Annotated in this window: 18 protein-coding genes and 1 pseudogene; 14 read left to right on the forward strand and 5 right to left on the reverse strand. The window is 58.6% G+C overall.

All coding sequences use genetic code 11. From position 1 onward, the window contains the following. Positions 1–40: 40 nt before the first annotated feature. The 4 genes from ACZ0A4_RS02210 to ACZ0A4_RS02225 all read left to right on the forward strand — a co-directional run bounded on the left by ACZ0A4_RS02210 (position 41) and on the right by ACZ0A4_RS02225 (position 3,075). On the forward strand, positions 41–793 hold the full coding sequence (locus tag ACZ0A4_RS02210; protein WP_463572890.1) for a 5-oxoprolinase subunit PxpA: 753 nt from the start codon (positions 41–43) through the stop codon (positions 791–793). Then, positions 790–1,494 carry a 5-oxoprolinase subunit PxpB gene (gene pxpB / locus ACZ0A4_RS02215; RefSeq protein WP_463572891.1) on the forward strand — a complete coding sequence of 235 codons (705 nt, stop codon included), beginning with the start codon at positions 790–792 and terminating at the stop codon, positions 1,492–1,494. The genes ACZ0A4_RS02210 and pxpB overlap by 4 nt, the downstream gene beginning before the upstream one ends. Then, the gene (locus ACZ0A4_RS02220; protein WP_463572892.1) at positions 1,491–2,408 is read left to right on the forward strand and encodes a 5-oxoprolinase subunit C family protein; all 918 of its coding nucleotides are present in this window, start codon (positions 1,491–1,493) and stop codon (positions 2,406–2,408) included. The genes pxpB and ACZ0A4_RS02220 overlap by 4 nt, the downstream gene beginning before the upstream one ends. Before the next feature lie 118 nt (positions 2,409–2,526). Next, positions 2,527–3,075, forward strand: a complete 549-nt coding sequence (locus ACZ0A4_RS02225; RefSeq protein WP_463572893.1) for a hypothetical protein — start codon at positions 2,527–2,529, stop codon at positions 3,073–3,075. A 64-nt stretch (positions 3,076–3,139) separates the two neighbouring features. Here the strand turns inward: ACZ0A4_RS02225 and ACZ0A4_RS02230 are convergent, their stop codons facing one another. Then, positions 3,140–4,318, reverse strand: coding sequence for a vWA domain-containing protein (locus tag ACZ0A4_RS02230; RefSeq protein ID WP_007911295.1), 1,179 nt, complete (start codon positions 4,316–4,318; stop codon positions 3,140–3,142). A 12-nt stretch (positions 4,319–4,330) separates the two neighbouring features. Continuing rightward, positions 4,331–5,176: an AAA family ATPase gene (locus ACZ0A4_RS02235; protein WP_007911294.1), complete on the reverse strand. Its 846-nt coding sequence runs from the start codon at positions 5,174–5,176 to the stop codon at positions 4,331–4,333. 288 nt (positions 5,177–5,464) lie between these two features. Here ACZ0A4_RS02235 and ACZ0A4_RS02240 point away from each other — a divergent pair, with 288 nt between their 5' ends. Beyond that, a complete protein-coding gene (locus ACZ0A4_RS02240) occupies positions 5,465–5,740 on the forward strand; it encodes a DUF2442 domain-containing protein (RefSeq protein ID WP_463572894.1) in 276 nt (91 codons plus the stop codon). Here ACZ0A4_RS02240 and ACZ0A4_RS02245 read toward each other — a convergent pair. Next, positions 5,721–6,797, reverse strand: coding sequence for an AsmA family protein (locus tag ACZ0A4_RS02245; protein ID WP_463572895.1), 1,077 nt, complete (start codon positions 6,795–6,797; stop codon positions 5,721–5,723). The genes ACZ0A4_RS02240 and ACZ0A4_RS02245 overlap by 20 nt on opposite strands. Before the next feature lie 127 nt (positions 6,798–6,924). Between ACZ0A4_RS02245 and cysK the strand changes: the two genes are divergently transcribed. After that, the gene (cysK, locus tag ACZ0A4_RS02250) at positions 6,925–7,899 is read left to right on the forward strand and encodes a cysteine synthase A (RefSeq protein ID WP_007911289.1); all 975 of its coding nucleotides are present in this window, start codon (positions 6,925–6,927) and stop codon (positions 7,897–7,899) included. A gap of 185 nt (positions 7,900–8,084) precedes the next feature. Further along, positions 8,085–9,023, forward strand: coding sequence for an aspartyl/asparaginyl beta-hydroxylase domain-containing protein (locus ACZ0A4_RS02255; RefSeq protein WP_463572896.1), 939 nt, complete (start codon positions 8,085–8,087; stop codon positions 9,021–9,023). A gap of 272 nt (positions 9,024–9,295) precedes the next feature. On the opposite strand, the pseudogene ACZ0A4_RS02260 reads toward ACZ0A4_RS02255, so the two are convergent. Next, positions 9,296–9,828: pseudogene (locus tag ACZ0A4_RS02260) on the reverse strand (hypothetical protein). Between the two features lie 188 nt (positions 9,829–10,016). Here ACZ0A4_RS02260 and ACZ0A4_RS02265 point away from each other — a divergent pair. Both ACZ0A4_RS02265 and ACZ0A4_RS02270 read left to right on the forward strand, forming a co-directional pair. Beyond that, positions 10,017–10,181: a hypothetical protein gene (locus ACZ0A4_RS02265; RefSeq protein ID WP_171057299.1), complete on the forward strand. Its 165-nt coding sequence runs from the start codon at positions 10,017–10,019 to the stop codon at positions 10,179–10,181. Between the two features lie 96 nt (positions 10,182–10,277). Continuing rightward, complete coding sequence (locus ACZ0A4_RS02270; protein ID WP_463572897.1) at positions 10,278–11,141, forward strand: DMT family transporter; 864 nt, start codon at positions 10,278–10,280, stop codon at positions 11,139–11,141. Positions 11,142–11,262: 121 nt separating this feature from the next. On the opposite strand, the gene ACZ0A4_RS02275 is transcribed toward ACZ0A4_RS02270, so the two are convergent. After that, positions 11,263–12,171: a DMT family transporter gene (locus ACZ0A4_RS02275; protein ID WP_463572898.1), complete on the reverse strand. Its 909-nt coding sequence runs from the start codon at positions 12,169–12,171 to the stop codon at positions 11,263–11,265. Positions 12,172–12,390: 219 nt separating this feature from the next. Between ACZ0A4_RS02275 and aceK the strand changes: the two genes are divergently transcribed. The 5 genes from aceK (at position 12,391) to ACZ0A4_RS02300 (ending at position 20,727) form a co-directional block, all read left to right on the forward strand. Beyond that, on the forward strand, positions 12,391–14,112 hold the full coding sequence (gene aceK, locus ACZ0A4_RS02280) for a bifunctional isocitrate dehydrogenase kinase/phosphatase (RefSeq protein WP_463572899.1): 1,722 nt from the start codon (positions 12,391–12,393) through the stop codon (positions 14,110–14,112). Between the two features lie 274 nt (positions 14,113–14,386). After that, the gene (hrpA, locus tag ACZ0A4_RS02285) at positions 14,387–18,298 is read left to right on the forward strand and encodes an ATP-dependent RNA helicase HrpA (RefSeq protein WP_463572900.1); all 3,912 of its coding nucleotides are present in this window, start codon (positions 14,387–14,389) and stop codon (positions 18,296–18,298) included. A 329-nt stretch (positions 18,299–18,627) separates the two neighbouring features. Then, positions 18,628–19,749: a beta-ketoacyl-ACP synthase III gene (locus tag ACZ0A4_RS02290; RefSeq protein ID WP_463572901.1), complete on the forward strand. Its 1,122-nt coding sequence runs from the start codon at positions 18,628–18,630 to the stop codon at positions 19,747–19,749. Positions 19,750–19,885: 136 nt separating this feature from the next. Continuing rightward, entirely contained in the window at positions 19,886–20,497 is a 612-nt protein-coding gene (locus tag ACZ0A4_RS02295) for an RNA polymerase sigma factor (RefSeq protein ID WP_463572903.1), read from the forward strand. Continuing rightward, complete coding sequence (locus ACZ0A4_RS02300; RefSeq protein WP_463572904.1) at positions 20,491–20,727, forward strand: anti-sigma factor family protein; 237 nt, start codon at positions 20,491–20,493, stop codon at positions 20,725–20,727. Before ACZ0A4_RS02295 ends, ACZ0A4_RS02300 begins: the two co-directional genes overlap by 7 nt. Positions 20,728–20,804: the final 77 nt, after the last annotated feature.

The following is a 20,804-nucleotide window of genomic DNA, read 5'->3' on the forward strand; positions in this document are numbered from 1 at the left end:
CCTACGGATAGAAAAGCAAGCACCTACAGGAGTGTTCACCGTGAGCCGCCTGCTATTGAATTGCGACATTGGCGAGAGCTTCGGCAGCTGGACCATGGGTCTGGACGCCGAGGTCATGCCCTTCATCGATTGCGCCAACGTGGCCTGCGGCTTCCATGCCGGCGACCCGAGCATCATGCGCAAGACCGTCAGCCTGGCGTTGAGCCATGGCGTGCAGATTGGCGCACACCCGGCCTATCAGGATCTGGTCGGTTTTGGCCGCCGCTCCATGGTCTATTCGGCACAGGAGCTGCAAGACATCCTGCATTACCAGATCGGCGCCCTTGACGGCATTTGCAAAGCCCAGGGCGGGCGCGTCAGCTACGTCAAACCTCACGGCGCGATGTACAACGACATGATGGCCAACCCGGCGCAATTGCGTGCGGTGATTCAGGCGGTAGCCGCTTACGACCGCAGCCTGCCGTTGATGTTGATGGCCACTCGCGACAACTGCGCTGCGCAGCAGATTGGCGATGAGTACGGCGTGACGTTGTGGTTCGAAGCCTTCGCTGACCGCGCTTACGACAGCGCCGGCAAACTGGTCTCACGACAACTGCCGGGCGCGGTGCATCACGCCCCCGAGAAAATCATCGAGCAAGCCCTGACCATCGCCCGTGGCGACAACCTCAGCGCCAGCGACGGCAGCGCTTTGTGCCTGCACGCCAATACCCTCTGCGTGCACGGCGACAACGCCAGTTCGGTAGCCGCCGTACAGCGCATTCGCGAGGCCTTGAATCAGCAGCGTGCCTTATGAACCCAAGGATTGAAGTGGTGGCACTGGATTGCCTGATGCTGCGTCTGTTCGATGAAATCGCCGAAGCCAACATGCCGTGGATGCTCGCTGCCAGTGAGCGTTTGCGTTCGGTGTTCGGTGCGCAGCTGATCGATCTCGTGCCGTCGTATACGACGTTGATGGTGCATTACGATTTGACTGCACTGAGTCCGAGTCAGGCGCGGGAATTGATCGCCGAAGCGTTGATCGACCTGTCTCCGAATGCGCAAACCGCCAGCCAATGCCATGTGCTGCCGGTCTGGTACGACTTGAGCGTCGGCCCTGAGTTGAGTTTGCTCGCCGAGCGCAGCGGCCTGGCGGTGGCGGAGGTAATCCGGCGTCACAGTGCGCGGGAGTATCAGGTGTTCGCTCTCGGTTTCGCCCCGGGGTTCGCCTTTATGGGGCTGGTCGAAGAGATTCTGGCGGCGCCGCGCTTGAGCACGCCGCGCAAGAAAGTCGCGGCGGGTAGCGTCGGCATTGCCGAACGGCAAACGGCGGCTTACCCGGTGGTATCCCCCGGTGGCTGGAATCTGATCGGCCGTACTCCGGCGAAACTGTTTGACCGCAATCGCGACGGCTACAGCCTGATGCAACCGGGCGACACGGTGCGATTCGAAGCGGTCAGTCACGCCGAGTTCATCAATCTGGGCGGCGACGACACACCACTGGAGGCACTGGCATGAGCCGACTGACGATTGAGGCGAGTACCCCGCTGTGCCTGTGGCAGGACGCGGGACGGTTTGGCGTGCGGCACTTGGGCGTCACCCAGGGCGGTGCGGCGGATTGGTGTTCGATGAGCTGGGCCAACTGGTTGCTGGGCAATAATCTCGATGCAACGGTGATCGAAATCACCCTCGGCGGTTTTGCCGTGGTGGCCGAGGAGGCTTGTTGGCTGGCGTTGGCCGGCGCAGATCTTGGCGCACAGATTGACGGGCAGCCGCTGGCGCCGTGGCGCAGTTTCAAATTGGGTAAAGGGCAGAAGTTGCAACTCACTCAGCCGTTGCTGGGTGCCCGGGCTTACCTGGCAGCGCCCGGTGGTTTCGATGCGCCGCAGGTGTTGGGCAGTAGCGCCACGGTTGTACGTGAAGAACTCGGTGGTCTGGATGGCCTGGGCTTGCCGCTGGCCAAAGGGGCGGCGCTGAGTTATCGCGGTGAATCGGTGTCACTTCGCGAAGTGCCGTTGGCGTTACGGTCGGATTTGCAATCGAATGCGCCGCTGGATCTTGTGCTCGGCGCACAGATCGGCCAGTTCAGCGGGCAGAGTCTGTTTGATGTGTTCAACACGGCTTGGGCGCTGGACAGTCGCGCTGATCGCATGGGCATTCGCTTGTTGGGCAGCGCCTTGCACTATCAGGGGCAGCCGATGATTTCCGAAGGGATTCCACTCGGCGCGGTGCAGGTGCCGCCGGACGGGCAACCGATCGTGCTGCTCAATGATCGTCAGACCATCGGTGGTTATCCACGCTTGGGAGCATTGACGCCGCTGGCGCTGGCACGGTTGGCGCAGTGTCTGCCGGGCGACAGGGTTCGGTTTACGCCCGTCATGCAAGAGCGGGCATGGCAAGCTCATCTCGACTATCTGAAGTCCTACTTGTAATTGTCCGTTATTCGGACTGAAGACCGAGACGATTCCGCGTGCATGGGTAAGTCGCCCTACATCACTTGGCGAGGGGGTGTGGAACTATCGGTCTTCATCTTTTACAAGGAAGTTCCAGATGCGTTATTTGAAAGTAATGGCTCAGTCAGAGGGCGAGTGCGCGAGCGGTGTCGATGGGCACATTGTCGGGTTTTATGATGGCGTGGGCAGCGTGCCTGTTTATCAGGCCAGCGTTGACCATTTCTACAATGTGCAGCGACTGAACGGCGAACACGCCGCTGATCAGGATATCGTGGCGCGCATCGAGACATTCATGTCCAACGCAACCATCGACATGATGCGTATGTTTACCTGGAATCACCGTACAGAGGTGAGTTGCAATGCCATTGAGCTGATTGCCGTGGAGGCCAGCGCGGGTGCAGAGGCGAAAGGCGTGAGGTTTCGCATTCTGACCCCTGAGGGCGAATTGAAGAATGAAATGACCCTGATTCCTGAAACGGACATTGAAAAAAATCGCAGGGTAGCGCTGGAAAATGGTGGGGCGAAAGTTGTCACCAAGGGGAAGAAAAAACGCCGCGGGCAACAAACGGCTACTGTCGGACCGGCGATTCAAGACACCTCCTTCATGGACCGGCTCTGCAAGTCTTATCTCGCGACAGGTTGGTAAATCCGCAAGCCTGAAAGGCAGCCGCTTTCATACGGTTTGCCTTTCAGTATTTACCTTCAGGACCTTATTTGGACAAAAACCGCATCCCTTCCTCAAGCCCGCGCAACGTCAACGGATACATCTGATCCTCGATCAGATCCCGCACGATGTTGGTCGATGAGGTATAGCCCCAGGTATCTTTTGGATACGGGTTGATCCAGATGAGCTTCTTGTACTTCTCCATGAAGCGCTGCATCCAGACGTAGCCCGGCTCTTCGTTCCAGTGCTCGACACTGCCGCCAGCCTGGGTGATTTCATACGGTGCCATGGCGGCGTCACCGATGAAGATCACCTTATAGTCGGCGCCGTACTTGTGCAGCAGATCCTGGGTCGACGTGCGCTCTGACGTGCGGCGCATGTTGTTCTTCCACACCGATTCGTAAACGAAATTGTGGAAGTAGAAGTACTCCAGATGCTTGAACTCGGTCTTGCAGGCCGAGAACAACTCTTCGCAGATCTTCACATGGGCGTCCATCGAACCGCCGATGTCGAACAGCAGCAACAGCTTCACCGTGTTGCGGCGCTCGGGGCGCATCTGGATGTTCAGCAGACCGGCGTCCTTGGCGGTGTGGTCGATGGTGCCGTCGATATCGAGTTCTTCCGCGGCGCCCTGACGGGCGAATTTACGCAAGCGGCGCAGGGCGACTTTGATATTGCGCGTGCCGAGTTCCACCGAATCGTCGAGGTTCTTGTACTCGCGCTGATCCCAGACTTTCACGGCTTTGCCCTGGCGCTTGCCGGCATCGCCGACCCGAATACCTTCCGGGTTGAAACCACCGGAGCCAAATGGGCTGGTGCCACCGGTGCCGATCCATTTGTTGCCGCCAGCGTGGCGTTCCTTCTGTTCCTCCAGACGCTTCTTGAACTCTTCGATCAGCTTGTCCAGACCACCGAGGGACTGGATCTGTGCGCGTTCTTCGTCGCTCAGCGAACGCTCGAACTCCTTGCGCAGCCAGTCTTCGGGAATCAGTGCCTGCAAGTGGTCGTCGAGCTTTTCCAGGCCATTGAAGTAGGCGCCGAACGCACGGTCGAACTTGTCGAAATGGCGTTCGTCCTTCACCAGAATCGCCCGTGACAAGTAATAGAACTCGTCCATGTCGGCGAAGGTCACGCGCTGTTTCAGCGCGTTGATCAGGTCGAGCAGCTCACGCACCGACACCGGCACCTTGGCTGCACGCATTTCATTGAACAGGTTGAGCAACATGGCATCAGCCTCTTAGCGGGTGCCGCGACGGCTCATGAACGCCAGCCGCTCAAGCAGTTGCACGTCCTGCTCGTTCTTGACCAACGCACCGGCCAGCGGCGGAATGGCTTTGGTCGGATCGCGTTCGCGCAGCACCGCTTCGCCGATGTTGTCGGCCATCAGCAGCTTCAGCCAGTCGACCAGTTCCGAAGTTGACGGCTTCTTCTTCAGGCCCGGCACCTTGCGCACATCGAAGAACACGTCCAGCGCTTCGCTGACCAGATCTTTCTTGATGTCCGGGTAATGCACGTCGACGATTTTCTGCAGGGTGGTGCGGTCGGGGAAGGCGATGTAATGGAAGAAGCAACGGCGCAGGAAGGCGTCCGGCAGCTCTTTTTCGTTGTTGGAGGTAATGATGATGATCGGACGCTTCTTCGCCTTGATGGTCTCGTCGATCTCGTAAACGTAGAACTCCATCTTGTCGAGTTCTTGCAGCAAGTCGTTGGGGAACTCGATATCGGCCTTGTCGATCTCGTCGATCAGCAGAATGACCCGCTCTTCGGACTCGAAAGCCTCCCAGAGCTTGCCTTTCTTCAAATAGTTACGCACATCGTGGACTTTTTCGTTGCCCAGTTGCGAGTCGCGCAGACGGCTGACCGCATCGTATTCGTAGAGGCCCTGATGAGCCTTGGTGGTGGACTTGATGTGCCAGGTGATCAACTTGGCGCCGAACGATTCGGCCAGTTGCTCGGCGAGCATGGTCTTGCCGGTGCCTGGTTCGCCCTTGACCAGCAGCGGTCGCTCCAGGGTGATGGCGGCGTTGACCGCCAGCTTCAGGTCATCGGTGGCGACGTAGGCCTGGGTGCCTTCGAACTTCATCTGCTAATCCTCGAACGGTAACGCCGACCTGGCGGGCAGGGCGGGGGCGAAATAATCGGATGCCCGACTATAACGCGCAGCCCGGTCGACTGTGAACGCAGACGGCTTATTCAGTCTCTGAATGGGGCGTCACATGTTGACTCAGTCTCGGCGCTTGGCCAGTATTCAGGCCTCGTTGATTTGGCGATAGCCTTCAGGATGTCCACTGAATCTGTGGCGAGGGAGCTTGCTCCCGCTGGGCTGCGAAGCAGTCCCCATGTGCCTGGAGGCGCTGAATTGATGCTATCCATGAAACGACCACGCTTGGCGGCAGTTACTGCACTTTCTGATTGCCAGCTTGCACTGGACTTTGTTGATGGTCGAGCGTTGACACTCGATTTGAGTCGAGATATTCAAACGTGTAAGCAGTTGCAGCCATTGCTTGATCCCCAAGTCTTTGCGACTGCCATCTTGGGCGATAAAGGTTGGACCGTTGAATGGCCGGCCCCGGATATTCAGATTGGCGCCGATACTCTATATCTGGATGCTTTTCCAGAAATGAACTCTAACCCGCATCCGGCTTAGGCCGTTCATAGCGGGCATTGAATGCCTGTACGAAACCATTACGCAAAATCTGCAGAAACGCTTCGAACGCGCTGATGTTTTGCTGATGCACGTTACCGCTGAGCTCGACCTTGGTGGCGAACTGGTTTTTCGCCTGATTCTTCAGCACGGTTTCCGTGCCGCCCACCAGCGCCTCCCAGACCGAGCGGAAGATGCTCTTGTTCTTGTTTTCCACGTCCTGCTGCCAGTTGAACACTTCGACGTCGCGCAGCAGCGGTTTGATATAGCCGTTGACCTGGGCTTTTTTGGCTTTGGCCTCGATCACTACATCACCGTGGCCGGCGTTAAAGTCGAACTTGCCGTACGCCGAGGCGAAGTCGTTCATGCTTTTGAGTTCGATGTCCTTGGCGCGCAGACGGAATTCGAAGTCTTCGAAATTGCTTAGCGGGTCGAATGTTGCGGTGGTTTCCAGCGGCGCATGGCCTAGCAACAGGGCCTTGCCTTCGAAGCGGGCGTCGCGTTTGCCCTGTTTGTCGACCACGTTGGTGAGGTTGTAGATGCTCGCGTCGACATTGGTCGCGTTCATGTTTACCGGCGGTTTGGAGTTGAAATTGCGGAAACTGATCTTGCCGTCTTGAATCTGCACTTCGTCGAGAGTGATCGGCAACAATTTGCCCAGTTGCGCACGCCAGTCAGTACCTTGACCGGTCTGGGAATTCTGTTTGTTGGCGCCGCCATCGACGAAATTGATTTCTGGATTGAAGAACTTCACCTGCGCGACCACAGCATGGTCATACCACAGCGAATGCCAGCTGACCGCCAGGTCGATCAGCGGTGCGTTGACGAATGGTACCGGTACCTTGCCGTCGACCTTGACGATCTTCAGCCCATTGATCTTGTAGGCGCCGCGCCATAGGGCCAGATCGACATCAGTGATCTGGCCCCGATAGTCACCCATGTCCGCCAGTTTACCGTTGAGGTAATCGCGCACCATATAAGGCAGGGCGATGTGCAGCGCGATCAGCAGCACAACGATTCCTGCGAAAGTCCACAAGGGCCAGCTGTAACGACGCTTCATGGTGGCAATTCCCGAACGATGTAAAGCGATTGACTACTGGCTGTTGCAGACGTTCGCCCTGACTGGACTGCGAAGGGCAACAGGCATACCTTGGGCGCTGAATTCAATGCTGCATAAGGACCCAGCCATGAGCCGTATTTTCGCTGACAACGCCCATTCCATCGGTAATACGCCGCTGGTGCAGATCAACCGCATCGCGCCGCGTGGCGTGACCATTCTGGCCAAGATCGAAGGGCGCAACCCCGGTTATTCGGTCAAGTGCCGGATCGGCGCCAACATGATCTGGGACGCCGAAAGCAGCGGCAAACTCAAGCCTGGCATGACCATTGTCGAGCCGACATCGGGGAATACCGGCATCGGTCTGGCCTTTGTGGCTGCTGCTCGTGGGTACAAATTGATGCTGACCATGCCGGCCTCGATGAGCATCGAGCGTCGCAAGGTTCTCAAGGCCTTGGGCGCCGAGCTGGTGTTGACCGAGCCGGCCAAGGGCATGAAGGGGGCTATCGAGAAGGCTGCCGAAATCGTCGCCAGCGATGCCGACAAATATTTCATGCCGGCGCAGTTCGATAACCCGGCCAACCCGGCCATCCACGAAAAGACCACCGGTCCGGAAATCTGGAACGACACCGACGGTGCCGTCGATGTACTGGTCGCCGGCGTCGGCACCGGCGGAACCATCACCGGCGTCTCGCGGTATATCAAGAACACGCAGGGCAAGCCGATCCTTTCGGTGGCGGTGGAGCCGATGTCGTCGCCGGTGATCACCCAGGCGTTGGCGGGTGAAGAGATCAAACCGAGCCCGCACAAGATTCAAGGGATCGGAGCCGGCTTTGTGCCAAAGAATCTGGATCTGTCGATGGTCGACCGGGTCGAGCAGGTCACCGACGAAGAGTCCAAGGCCATGGCCCTGCGCTTGATGCAGGAAGAGGGGATTTTGTGCGGTATCTCCTGCGGTGCGGCGATGGCGGTAGCGGTGCGTCTGGCCGAGACGCCGGAGATGCAGGGCAAGACCATCGTCGTGATTCTGCCTGACTCTGGCGAACGTTATCTGTCGAGCATGCTGTTCAGCGATTTGTTCACTGAGCAGGAGACTCAGCAGTAATCCAGTTGATTCAGGTCAGCCAGGGTTCAGGATCGTTATGCTAATAAATGCTTTGTTGCGCAATTCTTAACACTGAATCTTGTGTAAGGCGGGTTTTGCCCGGCGCCGGTAGTGTTTATCATGGCCGGCTGCCATGCCGGGTAAAATGGCATTGCGCAGCGTTGTCTTTATTCAAGGAGTCGTTGATGAGCTTTTCGTTAGCCGCCAAGGTGTCGGTGCTGCTGCTGTTTGTGGGCAGCATCCTCTATGTGCATTTGCGCGGCAAAGCGCGTTTGCCGGTTCTGCGCCAGTTCGTCAATCACTCGGCGCTGTTCGCCCCGTACAACGCCCTGATGTACCTGTTCTCCGGCGTACCGTCCAAGCCGTATCTGGATCGCAGCAAATTCCCGGAGCTGGATGTACTGCGCGACAACTGGGAAACCATTCGCGACGAAGCCATGCATTTGTTCGATGAGGGCTATATTCGCGCGGCGGAAAAGAACAACGACGCCGGTTTCGGCTCGTTTTTCAAGAAAGGCTGGAAGCGTTTCTACCTCAAGTGGTACGACAAACCGTTGCCATCGGCTGAAACCCTGTGCCCGAAAACCGTGGCGCTGGTCAGTGCGATTCCCAACGTCAAAGGTGCGATGTTTGCGTTGTTGCCGGGTGGCAGCCACCTCAACCCGCACCGCGATCCGTTCGCCGGCTCGCTGCGTTATCACCTCGGCTTGTCGACGCCGAACTCCGACGACTGCCGGATTTTCGTCGACGGTCAGGTTTACGCCTGGCGTGACGGTGAGGATGTGATGTTCGACGAGACCTATGTGCACTGGGTCAAGAATGAAACCGACCAAACCCGTGTGATTCTGTTCTGCGACGTTGAACGTCCGCTGAGCAATCGCCTCATGACCCGCATTAATCGCGCGATCAGCGCCTGGCTCGGGCGTGCCACCGCACCGCAGAACCTTGACGACGAACGCGTCGGCGGGATTAACCAGGCCTACGCCTGGAGCAAGAACTTCAGCGACAAGTTCAGTGGCGTGGTCAAACAGTGGAAGCGCCGTCATCCGAAGGCTTACCGCGTGATGCGGCCGGTGCTGGCCGTGGTGGTGTTGACGTTGTTGGGATATTGGCTGTTTGGCTGAAGCTGGATCAGGCAATAAAAAACCGCTCCTTGTGAGCGGTTTTTTTTATGAAGAGAAGGTGAATGAGGCGCCAGCGAGGACGCCTCCTGGCTCTTCCGCTGCTGGATTCACCAATGCTTCTCTGATTCGGTGCAACTCCCGTTCAGACAACTTTCCAGAAGAGCGTTTTCTATCAGCCTTTATCGATCTGGCGCCTGGCGCCTTTTTTCAATGGCAGCCTTCATGGTGCCTCCGGCGTTGATCATTAAATGAGCAGTTGCCCGATACTAGTCTTACCAAATCAGCTTCACAAGCCTACCCTCCGAATCGAATTCAAAACCCAGTTGCCGGTACAGGGACATCACCCCAGGGAGAGGTTCCTGAATTTCAATTTGGGTACTGCCGATAATTCGCGCGAAGTGAGTCACGTGCGGTCAAAGCATGTCGCAACTCGGCTTTTGAGAGGGTGATCGTTATCGGGCTTTCCTTCCAGACGCACAATTTTCACTCGCAACCGGCTCTGATTAGGGTTTGCAAAGCAAAGTCCGCATAACTCCTGATCAAACCAGATTGCCAAATCGAAGCTAAGTGGTTCTTTAGCCTTCCACCTGACTACATCTTGCCAAGAGAAATGAGGATCGAACCATTCTTCATAGGCACTCAGCGCTTGAGCATCGATTGCTTCGAAACGAACTCTGGAGTGATCAACATCTACTATCCCCTGCTGCAACAAGTCTTTGTGCAGCTTTGCGAAAGTAACCCCAGCCTGTTTCCTGGCCTGTGATTTGTAAACCTGGTAGCGCAAATACGTCCGTTCCCTTGGCATGTGATCCCGTGCATTCCTTGTCCTCGATGGTGGGTGTCGCAATTGCGATCCAGCCTATTCACCTTGCGGTCAACTGTCCCTGCCGGTCCTTTGCCCAAATCATTGCAATCCATGTCGCCCGATGGTTATAGTCGGCGCACGTGAGTCGTATGCCTCACCCTCCAACCCTTCAAAAAAGATCTGCGCAAATGCCTGCATCCCTCATCAACGCGGTAGTCGATTCAGCGGTCAACGCTGGCGTCGTGCCGTGCGCGGATCAGCAGCCCAAGCAGATCAGTCATTACCCCCCACCTGTCAGTAGCACGCCGGTGTGCGCAGTCGTATCACCGCCGGGCGTTGGCGTTTCGGGCTGATCAGCACTTTCTGCTGAGTCCTGCCGCCCGCCAGAAAAACCTACTGAATTTCAGCTTCGGCTGAGTTGGCTTCTTGCCTGACTACAGGTGGTATTCATGTTTGTCCTGTCGAAAAAATCCGCGCTCGCGGCCGCGTCCACGAGCCTGTTCGTTTTGCTGTGGAGCAGTGGAGCGATCTTCTCCAAATGGGGGTTGGCCCACGCTTCGCCGTTTGCCTTTCTGTTGATTCGCTTTGTGATCGCCCTGTGCGGGCTTCTGCTGTTGGCGCCGTTGCTCAAGCTGAAGTTGCCCAAGGGCGGCAAACCAATGCTTTATGCGATCGCCACCGGCGTGGTGTTGTTGGGGGCTTATCAGATTTTCTATCTGCTGGCGCTCAACACTAAAGTCACCCCGGGGGTGATGGCGACCATCATGGGCGTGCAGCCGATTCTCACCGTGGTCTTGATGGAGCGGCAGCGCTCCGCGAGCCGGATGTTCGGTCTGGGCTTGGGATTGGCGGGGCTGATCATGGTGGTTTACCAGGGCATCGGTCTGGCCGGGATGTCCTGGGCGGGAATGCTGTTTGGTCTGCTGGCGCTGGCGAGCATGACGCTGGGCTCGATCATGCAGAAGCGCATCACCGACAATCCGCTCGGCACGCTGCCAGTGCAGTATCTGGCGGGGCTGTTGTTGTGCGGGATTTTCGTGCCGTTTCAGCCATTCCACTTTGAACACAGCACAGGTTTTATCGTGCCGGTGTTGTGGATGGGGCTGGTGGTGTCGGTGCTGGCGACGCTGTTGCTGTATCGACTGATCGCGCGAGGCAATCTGGTGAACGTCACCAGCCTGTTTTACCTGGTGCCTGCGGTGACGGCAGTGATGGACTATCTGATTTTCGGCAATCGCCTGGCAGCATTGAGTGTGCTGGGGATGCTGTTGATCATTGTCGGTCTGGCGTTTGTATTCCGTAAAACCAGCTAACAGATCGTCAGGTGGCGGCTTTTTGGCCGCCGATCGCGAGCAGGCTCACTCCTACAGGGGAAGGCATTCCAATTGTAGGAGTGAACCTGCTCGCGATAGCCTTTTCGGCAACAGCACAAATTTATCGGGCCGGCACCTCAGCCGGTTTCACCACCGCAGGCTTCAACACCAACCACAACGCCGCCGCAATCAGCACGCCACCGTAGATATGCGCCATCGACAACGGCTCATCCAGCAGCAACGCCCCCCACAAAACCCCGAACGGCGGAATCATGAAGGTCACGGTCATCGACTTCACCGGACCGATCGAGCTGAGCAGGCGGAAGTAAATGATGTAGGCGAACGCTGTGCAGCCCAGACCCAGACCGAGCAGCGACAGCCAGACATTCCAGCCGCCCCAACTGACCGGCGGTGCAGTGATTACGCTGTAGCCGAACAACGGCAACAGGAACAACGTCGCACCGAGCATGCTGCCCAGCGCCGACAGACGACTGTCCAGTCCACCGGCCTGATCCAGCCAGCGCCGCGCGAGGAAACCGGCGAAGCCATAGCAAGTGGTCGCGAGCAGGCAGGCGAGGGCGCCCATCAACAGTTGCATGTCAAATGCCACGGGACCGGCGCGGGTCAGCACGCCAACACCGAACAGGCCGAGGAACACCCCACCGAGTTTGGCCGCGGTGAGTTTTTCACTGAAGAACAGCCCGCCAATCAGCACGCCCATCAGCGGCGTAGTGGCATTGAAAATCGCCGAATAACCGGCCGGCAATACCTGGGCCGCAACGGAATACAGCGTCGCCGGAATCCCCGAGTTGATCACGCCCAGCAGCATCACTGTCTTCAGTTTGCCTTTGAAGTCCCAGCGCACGCGCATCAGCCCGAGAATCACCAGCAGCCCTGCAGCCGCAATCGACACGCGAAAGAACCCGGTCGGGATCGTGCCGATCACCGGCGCAATAATGCGCATGAACAGAAAACTCGCGCCCCAGATGGCCGCCAGCGACAACATACGGAAAATATCGACAGGGCTCACGGCGGGTCTCCTTCCTTGATCGGGACGAGAGTGTTGCCGAGCGCCCAGATGATGGCAACCGCTAATCGGACATTTAATTCTCCGTGGCCGCCGCGTCTACGCCGAAACCCCAGTCCGTTACAACTGGCATGGCATTTGGCAGAAATTGCACTTCACCTGCGCACGCATCCGTGGCTAAGCTCAGGCACAGATTTCCCAACGCACGCCGAGGTCTCATTTATGCCGCAGCAATGGCCAGCCACCGACATCGCCCGCATGATCCTCGATGGCTTTGACGATTACCGCGAGCATTTCCGGCGCATCACCGACGGCGCCCGGGAGCGTTTCGAGCAGGCGCGCTGGCAGGAGACGCAAACCGCATCGGCAGCACGGATCAACCTCTACGAAGACAAGGTCGGCGAAACCATCGCCCGCCTGCGCGAATATTTTGACGACGAAACGCTGATGAATGTCAGCTGCTGGCCGTTGGTGAAAAGCGCCTACATCAGCGTCATCGACCTGCGCTTCGACGATGAATTGTCCGAGACCTGGTACAACTCGATTTTCTGCGGGCTGTTCAGCCACGACCTGATCAGCGACGGCTGCATGTTCATCCACACCACGCGCCCGAGCCTGCGCCGTGCCCGCGCCGCGCAAACCCGTACCTACAAACCCCAAGGCCAGTTGTCGGGGATGCTCGCGAGCATTTTTGCCGACTACCGTTTCAGCGAGGACTACGCCGATCTGCCCGGTGACCTGCGCCGCCTCGAAGCGCAACTGCGCGAGAACCTGCCGGACTGGGTGTGCAAAGACCCGGAACTGAGTGTCGAGCTGTTTTCCTCGGTGCTGTACCGCAACAAGGGCGCGTACCTGGTCGGGCGCATTTACACCCGCGACGAGCAATGGCCGCTGGTGATCCCGCTGCTGCACCGCGAAGGGCGCGGGATCCAGATCGATGCGCTGATCACCGACGAAGCCGACGTGTCGATCATCTTCTCGTTCACCCGTTCGTATTTCATGGTCGACGTGCCGGTGCCGGCGGAATTCATCGGTTTCCTGCGGCGTATCCTGCCGGGCAAGCACATCGCCGAGCTGTACACCTCGATCGGCTTCTACAAGCACGGCAAATCCGAGTTCTACCGCGCCCTGATCAACCATCTGGCCAACACCGATGACCAGTTCATCATGGCCCCGGGCGTGCGCGGCATGGTCATGAGCGTGTTCACCCTGCCGGGTTTCAACACCGTGTTCAAGATCATCAAGGACCGTTTTTCGCCATCGAAAAACGTCGACCGCGCCACGGTGATCGAGAAGTACCGACTGGTGAAAAGCGTCGACCGGGTCGGGCGCATGGCCGATACCCAAGAGTTTGCCGATTTTCGTTTTCCGCTGAGCAAGTTTGATCCGGCGTGTCTGGAAGAACTGTTGGAGGTGGCGCCATCAACGGTGTCGGTGGAGGCCGAGACGGTATTGATCCGTCACTGCTGGACCGAACGGCGAATGACCCCGCTCAATCTGTATCTGGAAAACGCCAACGACGCGCAGGTGCGCGAGGCACTGGAGGATTACGGTCTGGCGATCAAGCAACTGGCGGCGGCGAACATTTTTCCCGGCGACATGTTGTTGAAAAACTTTGGCGTCACCCGGCATGGGCGGGTGGTGTTTTATGACTATGACGAGATTTGTTTCCTGACCGAGGCCAACTTTCGTCACATTCCTGCGCCGCGTACACCGGAGGACGAAATGGCTTCCGAGCCGTGGTATTCGATCGGGCCGCTGGATGTGTTTCCAGAGGAATTTCCGCCGTTTTTGTTCGCCGATTCCGGGCAGCGCAAGTTGTTCGATCAGTTGCATGGCGAGTTGTATAACGCCGATTACTGGAAGAGTTTGCAGGAGGCGATTCGTGCCGGCAAAGTCATCGACGTCTTCCCGTATCGGCGCAAAGGCCTCGATAACGAGTAACTCTTTTAGAAGCCCCTCACCCCAGCCCTCTCCCAGAGGGAGAGGGGGCCGACCGAGGTGTCTTGCGCCAAACGCAGACCTGAAAGACCTTGGCGATTATGGATTCGGTAAAGCGGTTTCAGGTCGCTGAACATCTTCAGCATCCCCCAATCGGTCCCCTCTCCCTCCGGGAGAGGGCTAGGGTGAGGACAGCAATCCCCCAGACACGCCACAAATCCGCCAAATCTGCGACAATCGGCCCCCTGCATAAACAGACGACCGAATTGCCTACCCGATGACCGACGAATCGCCCTCCATCGACAAACTGCTGAAAAACCTCGATCACGCCATGCTCGCCGACCGTCACCGGCTGCGGCGGCAGTTGCTTGAGCTGCGCAAGAAGCCCGATGAGGCCAAACTGGCCCAATGGGTGACGCGCATGCAGGCGTCCTGCGATCAGGTGCTGGCGCGCCGTGCCAGCCTGCCGGTGATTCGTTACGACGACAGTTTGCCGATTGCGGCCAAGCGCGACGAGATCAAAAAGGCGCTGGAAAAACACCAGGTGCTGATCATCGCCGGCGAAACCGGCTCGGGCAAAACCACCCAGTTGCCGAAGATCTGTCTGGAAATCGGTCGCGGCCAGCACGGTCTGATTGGCCACACGCAACCGCGCCGAATCGCTGCACGCAGTGTTGCCAGCCGCGTCGCTGAAGAGCTCGGCACGCCGCTCGGTTCGCTGGTCGGCTATCAGGTGCGTTTTGAAGATCAAAGCGATTCCAACACCCTGATCAAGTTGATGACCGACGGTATCCTGCTCGCGGAAACCCAGAACGACCGCTACCTCGAACGCTACGACACGATCATCGTTGACGAAGCCCACGAACGCAGTCTCAACATCGACTTCCTGCTCGGTTACCTGAAAACCCTGCTGCCGCGTCGTCCGGATCTGAAAGTCATCATCACCTCGGCAACCATCGATCTGGAGCGCTTCTCCAAGCACTTCGATGATGCGCCGATTGTCGAAGTGTCCGGTCGCACCTTCCCGGTCGATACCTGGTATCGCCCGCTGACGCTGGAGCAGGACGAAGAGGGTAACCGTGTCGAGGATGACCTGACGGTGGATCAGGCGATCCTCGCCACCCTCGACGAAATCGCCGCTTACGAACGCAGCGAACGCCGCAGTCCTGGCGACGTGCTGGTGTTTCTGCCCGGCGAGCGCGAGATTCGTGACGCTGCCGACATGCTGCGCAAAGCCCAAATCAAACACACTGAAATTCTGCCGCTGTACGCGCGCTTGTCGCCGGCCGAGCAGCAGCGGATTTTCCAGTCGCACCCGGGCCGTCGCGTGGTGCTGGCGACCAACGTTGCCGAGACCTCGCTGACCGTGCCGGGCATCCGTTACGTGATCGACAGCGGCACCGCGCGCATCAGCCGCTACAGCTATCGCGCCAAAGTCCAGCGCCTGCCGATCGAAGCGATTTCCCAGGCCAGCGCCAATCAGCGAAAGGGTCGTTGCGGCCGGGTCGAGCCGGGCATCTGTATTCGTTTGTACAGCGAAGAAGATTTTAATGGGCGCCCGGAATTTACCGATCCGGAGATTCTGCGCACCAACCTCGCCGCCGTAATCCTGCAGATGCTGCATCTACGACTTGGCGAGATCACTGCGTTTCCGTTCATTGAACCGCCGGACGGTAAGGCGATCAGCGACGGTTTCAACCTGCTGCAAGAACTCTCGGCAGTGGATCGCAACAGTCAGTTGACCCCGCTCGGTCGTCAACTTGCGCGCCTGCCGGTCGACCCGCGCATGGGCCGTATGCTGCTCGAAGCGGCCAAGCTCGGCAGCCTGCAAGAAGTGCTGATCGTCGCCAGTGCCATGTCGATTCAGGACCCGCGCGAGCGGCCGCCGGAGCGCCAGCAAGCCGCCGATCAGGCCCACGCGCAATGGAAAGACATCGACTCGGACTTCGCCGGTTTAGTGAACCTGTGGCGTGGCTTTGAAGAGCAGCGCCAGGCGCTGACTGCGAGCCCGCTGCGTAACTGGTGCCGGAAGAACTTCCTCAACTATCTGCGCTTGCGCGAGTGGCGTGATTCCCATCGCCAGTTGAGCCTGATCTGTCGCGACATGCAGCTGAGCCTGAACAAAGAGCCGGCGGACTACCCAAAACTGCACAAAGCGGTGCTGGTGGGTTTGCTCAGCCAGATCGGTCAGAAAACCGAAGACGGCGATTACCTCGGCGCGCGTCAGCGGCGTTTCTGGATTCACCCGTCGTCGGGCATCGGCAAGAAGCGTCCGCAATGGCTGATGACCGCCGAACTGGTGGAAACCACCAAGCTCTATGCGCGCATGGTCGCCAAGATCGACGCCGATTGGATCGAACCGTTGGCCGGGCACTTGATCAAGAAAAATCACTTCGAACCGCACTGGGAGAAGAAGCGCGGCCAGGTCGTGGCGTTCGAACAGATCACCTTGTTCGGGCTGATCGTGGTCGGCCGCCGCCCGGTGCATTACGGTCCGGTGGATCCGGTGGTCTCCCGAGAGCTGTTTATCCGCGAAGGCCTGGTGCGTGGCGAGATTCAGTCGAAAGCCAAGTGCCTGAGCGCCAACAAACAACTGCTGGAACAGCTCGACGAACTGGAAGCCAAGGCCCGCCGTCGCGACATTCTCGCCGACGAAGAAACCTTGTACGCGTTCTACGATGCGCGGCTGCCGGCGGAGATTCACCAGACCGCGACCTTCGACAGTTGGTACCGCATCAACAGCCAGAAGAACCCGCAATTGCTGATCATGCGCGAAGAGGACGTGCTTGCCCGCGAGGCCAGTGAAGTCACCGCGCGCGATTACCCGGACACGCTGCACATCGGCGATCTGGAACTGGCGCTGACCTATCACTTCGAACCCAATCACCCGCGCGACGGCGTGACCCTGCGCGTGCCGGCACCGTTGTTGCCGATGCTGCCGCCGGAACGCCTGGAGTGGCTGGTGCCGGGGATGATCGAAGCCAAGTGCATCGCTCTCGTGCGCAACTTGCCGAAAGCGCTGCGCAAGAATTTTGTGCCGGTGCCGGACTTCATCAAGGCTGCATTGCAGCGCATGACCTTTGCCGACGGCTCGTTGCCGCAGGCGCTGGGCCGCGAATTGTTGCGCATGACCGGGGCGCGGGTCAGCGATGAGGCGTGGGCAGAAGCTGAGCAAGGCGTTGAGGGGCATCTGCGGATGAACCTGGAAATCGTCGACGGCCAAGGCAAATTCCTAGGTGAAGGTCGGGATCTGGCCGAATTGACCGCACGGTTTGCCGAAGCCAGTCAGGCTGCGTTGGCGGTGCCGCAAAGTGCGAAAAGCCAGCAACCGGTGGAGGCGAAAGTCTTCGCGCCGGTGGCGGAAAAGACTCAGCAGAAGATCGCCGGGCTATCGATGACGGTGTATCCGGCGCTGGTCGAAGAGGGCGGAGCGGTCAAGGAAGGGCGTTTCTCGACCCCGGCTGAAGCCGAGTTCCAGCATCGTCGCGCCTTGCAGCGGTTGTTGATGCAGCAACTGGCCGAGCCGGCGAAGTTCCTGCGCAGCAAGTTGCCGGGGCAGACTGAACTGGGCCTGCTCTATCGCGAACTGGGTCGGGTCGATGCGCTGGTCGAAGACATTCTACTGGCCAGCCTCGACAGTTGCATTCTTGAGGGCGAAGACCCGCTGCCGCGTGATGGCGCCGGGTTGGCGGCACTGGCCGAGCGCAAACGCGGCAGCTGGACCGAGCATGCCGAACGGGTGGCGCGGCTGACGCTGGAGATTCTCAAGGTCTGGCACGGTCTGCAAAAGCGCTTCAAGGGCAAGATCGATCTGGCCCAGGCCGTGGCGTTGAACGACATCAAGCAACAGATCAACAATCTGGTTTACCCGGGTTTTGTCCGCGAGACGCCGATGCAGTGGCTCAAGGAACTGCCGCGTTACCTGAAAGCCGTCGAGCAGCGTTTCGAGAAGCTCGGCGCGCAGGTGCAGAAAGATCGCGTCTGGAGCGGCGAACTCGCCGGCCTCTGGGCGCAATACCAGACCCGCGCGGCGAAACATGCGCAGGAAGGCAAACGCGATCCGCAGCTTGAGTTGTATCGCTGGTGGCTGGAGGAATACCGAGTGTCGCTGTTCGCCCAGCAGTTGGGCACCAAGGTGCCGATCTCCGACAAACGCCTGAACAAGCAGTGGACTCAGGTCGAGCCCTGACCTGGAGACATACGCAATCCTCCTGTGGGAGCGAGCCTGCTCGCGAAAGCGGTATATCAGACACTATCCCTGTGACTGACACACCGCCTTCGCGAGCAGGCTCGCTCCCACATTGGGATGTGGGTTGTGCTTGAGAAAGGCGCCAAAAGCCTGCGTTTATGGCAAACTTCGCGACCATAAACGCCGGTTTCGCGACCCAGAGCCTTCGGCCGTGGTGCGAGACGGAATAAAGCGATGCCAGGTTTGCGTCCCCCGGACGGGAATAGACCCTTTGTGTGTTGGTACGACGGTTCCAGCACTTTCTGCCTGAACAGATTAGAGAAACGACCATGCATAACGTCGTCATCAGCGGCACCGGCCTGTACACCCCGGCCAACAGCATCTCCAACGAAGAGCTGGTGCAGTCTTTCAATACCTACGTCGCCCAGTTCAACGCCGACAACGCCGAGGCCATTGCCAGCGGCGAAGTCCAGGCCCTGACCGAATCCAGCGCTGCGTTTATCGAAAAGGCTTCCGGCATCAAGAGCCGCTTTGTCATGGACAAGGACGGCATCCTCGATCCACAACGCATGGCTCCGCGCCTGCCGGAACGTTCCAACGACGAATGGTCGGTGCTCTGCCAGATGGCCATCGGCGCGGCCGAACAGGCCCTGCAACGCGCCGGCAAAACCGCCGCTGACATCGACGGCGTGATCGTCGCCTGCTCCAACCTGCAGCGCGCCTACCCGGCCATCGCCATCGAAGTCCAGGAAGCGCTAGGCATTCAAGGCTTCGGTTTCGACATGAACGTTGCCTGCTCTTCGGCAACCTTCGGTATTCAGGCCGCCGCCAACAGCGTGCAACTGGGTCAGGCCCGGGCGATCCTGATGGTCAACCCGGAAGTCTGCACCGGTCACCTGAACTTCCGTGACCGCGATAGCCACTTCATCTTCGGCGACGCCGCGACTGCGGTGATCATCGAGCGTGCTGACACCGCGACGTCCCAGCACCAGTTCGACGTGGTCAGCACCAAGCTGCTGACCAAGTTCTCCAACAACATCCGCAACAACTTCGGTTTCCTCAACCGCGCGGCTGAAGAGGGCGTTGGTGCTCGCGACAAGTTGTTCGTGCAGGAAGGCCGCAAGGTGTTCAAGGATGTCTGCCCGATGGTCGCCGAGCTGATTGGTGAACATCTGCAAGAGAACCAGCTCAACGTCGGCGACGTGAAGCGCTTCTGGCTGCACCAGGCCAACCTGAGCATGAATCACCTGATTGTACGCAAGCTGCTGGGCCGTGAAGCCACCGAAGAAGAAGCACCGGTGATTCTCGACACCTACGCCAACACCAGCTCCGCAGGTTCGGTGATTGCTTTCCACAAATATCAGGATGATCTGGCGAGCGGCTCGCTGGCGGTGTTGAGTTCGTTCGGCGCGGGTTATTCGATCGGCAGCGTGATTCTGCGCAAGCGTTGAAAAGGGTTTAATTTCCCCTTAATCGCGCCGACCTTTCCTACATCCGAATCGGCTCAAACGCTGTAGTTTTTCGGAAATGGCGGCAGGTGAAAACCTGCCGCTGTCATTTTCGGAATCGGTACAAGGAGATTTTTGGATGGCGGCTGACGACACCCAACTGCTTGCGCGCCTGCTGGCCGGTGAGCAAAAGGCTTTCAAGGAACTGGTGACGACGTATCAGAGCGCCATGCGCGCCGTGGCGTATGCCATTGTCGGCCAGCGTCATGTCGAAGAAGTGGTGCAGGACGCCTGGCTGTCGGTGGTGCGCCATATTGCCAGTTTCGAAGGTCGCTCCAGTCTCAAGACCTGGTTGTTGACCATCACGGCCAACTCAGCCAAAAGTCGTTATAAACAAAATCGCCGGGAAGTGTTGATGGATGATTTGCCATCGCCCCACGGCACGATCGACGACGACCGCTTTTCTCCCGGTGACGGCCATTGGCTGGTCGCCCCGTTCGCCTGGCACCAGGACACACCGGAAGCGCTGCTGACCGAAAGCGAATTGCGCGACTGTCTGGAGCACACCTTGTTGAATCTGTCGGAATTGCAAAGCAGCGTTTTGCTGTTGCGTGAGCGCCAGGGGCTGGAGCTGGAAGAGATCTGTAATCTTCTGGAGATCTCGCTCTCCAATGTCCGTGTGCTGCTGCATCGTGCGCGGCTGAAAGTCTTCGCGACCGTGGAGCATTTTGAGGAGACCGGGGAATGCTGACCTGTAAGGAACAAGTGGCGCGCTCCAGCGATTATCTCGATGGCCAATTGAGCTTTCGCGAAAAGCTGATGGTGCGTCATCACCTGATGTTTTGCCCGAACTGTCGGCGTTTCATTCGTCAGATGCAGTTGATGCAAGCCACCTTGAAGGCGATGCCGGAGAAACCGGAAGAGGGGGTGGATGCCTTGGCTGAACGCCTGGCGGCGCAGCGGCGGGACGATAGCCCGTGAAAAAACACAGCCCGATGCAGCGCCAGCGAACGGATGATGGGGATCGCTGTAACTGCACCGGGCTGCAGGAAAATCAG

This window comes from Pseudomonas sp. AC172, assembly GCF_979258595.1.

Excerpts from the sequence above, each read along its gene's own strand:
- pxpB (WP_463572891.1), top strand. The coding sequence starts at position 790 with ATGAACCCAAGGATTGAAGTGGTGGCACTGGATTGCCTGATGCTGCGT.
- ACZ0A4_RS02220 (WP_463572892.1), top strand. The coding sequence starts at position 1,491 with ATGAGCCGACTGACGATTGAGGCGAGTACCCCGCTGTGCCTGTGGCAG.
- ACZ0A4_RS02225 (WP_463572893.1), top strand. The coding sequence starts at position 2,527 with ATGCGTTATTTGAAAGTAATGGCTCAGTCAGAGGGCGAGTGCGCGAGC.
- ACZ0A4_RS02230 (WP_007911295.1), bottom strand. The coding sequence starts at position 4,318 with ATGTTGCTCAACCTGTTCAATGAAATGCGTGCAGCCAAGGTGCCGGTG.
- ACZ0A4_RS02235 (WP_007911294.1), bottom strand. The coding sequence starts at position 5,176 with ATGAAGTTCGAAGGCACCCAGGCCTACGTCGCCACCGATGACCTGAAG.
- ACZ0A4_RS02240 (WP_463572894.1), top strand. The coding sequence starts at position 5,465 with ATGAAACGACCACGCTTGGCGGCAGTTACTGCACTTTCTGATTGCCAG.
- ACZ0A4_RS02245 (WP_463572895.1), bottom strand. The coding sequence starts at position 6,797 with ATGAAGCGTCGTTACAGCTGGCCCTTGTGGACTTTCGCAGGAATCGTT.
- cysK (WP_007911289.1), top strand. The coding sequence starts at position 6,925 with ATGAGCCGTATTTTCGCTGACAACGCCCATTCCATCGGTAATACGCCG.
- ACZ0A4_RS02255 (WP_463572896.1), top strand. The coding sequence starts at position 8,085 with ATGAGCTTTTCGTTAGCCGCCAAGGTGTCGGTGCTGCTGCTGTTTGTG.
- ACZ0A4_RS02265 (WP_171057299.1), top strand. The coding sequence starts at position 10,017 with ATGCCTGCATCCCTCATCAACGCGGTAGTCGATTCAGCGGTCAACGCT.
- ACZ0A4_RS02270 (WP_463572897.1), top strand. The coding sequence starts at position 10,278 with ATGTTTGTCCTGTCGAAAAAATCCGCGCTCGCGGCCGCGTCCACGAGC.
- aceK (WP_463572899.1), top strand. The coding sequence starts at position 12,391 with ATGCCGCAGCAATGGCCAGCCACCGACATCGCCCGCATGATCCTCGAT.
- hrpA (WP_463572900.1), top strand. The coding sequence starts at position 14,387 with ATGACCGACGAATCGCCCTCCATCGACAAACTGCTGAAAAACCTCGAT.
- ACZ0A4_RS02290 (WP_463572901.1), top strand. The coding sequence starts at position 18,628 with ATGCATAACGTCGTCATCAGCGGCACCGGCCTGTACACCCCGGCCAAC.
- ACZ0A4_RS02295 (WP_463572903.1), top strand. The coding sequence starts at position 19,886 with ATGGCGGCTGACGACACCCAACTGCTTGCGCGCCTGCTGGCCGGTGAG.
- ACZ0A4_RS02300 (WP_463572904.1), top strand. The coding sequence starts at position 20,491 with ATGCTGACCTGTAAGGAACAAGTGGCGCGCTCCAGCGATTATCTCGAT.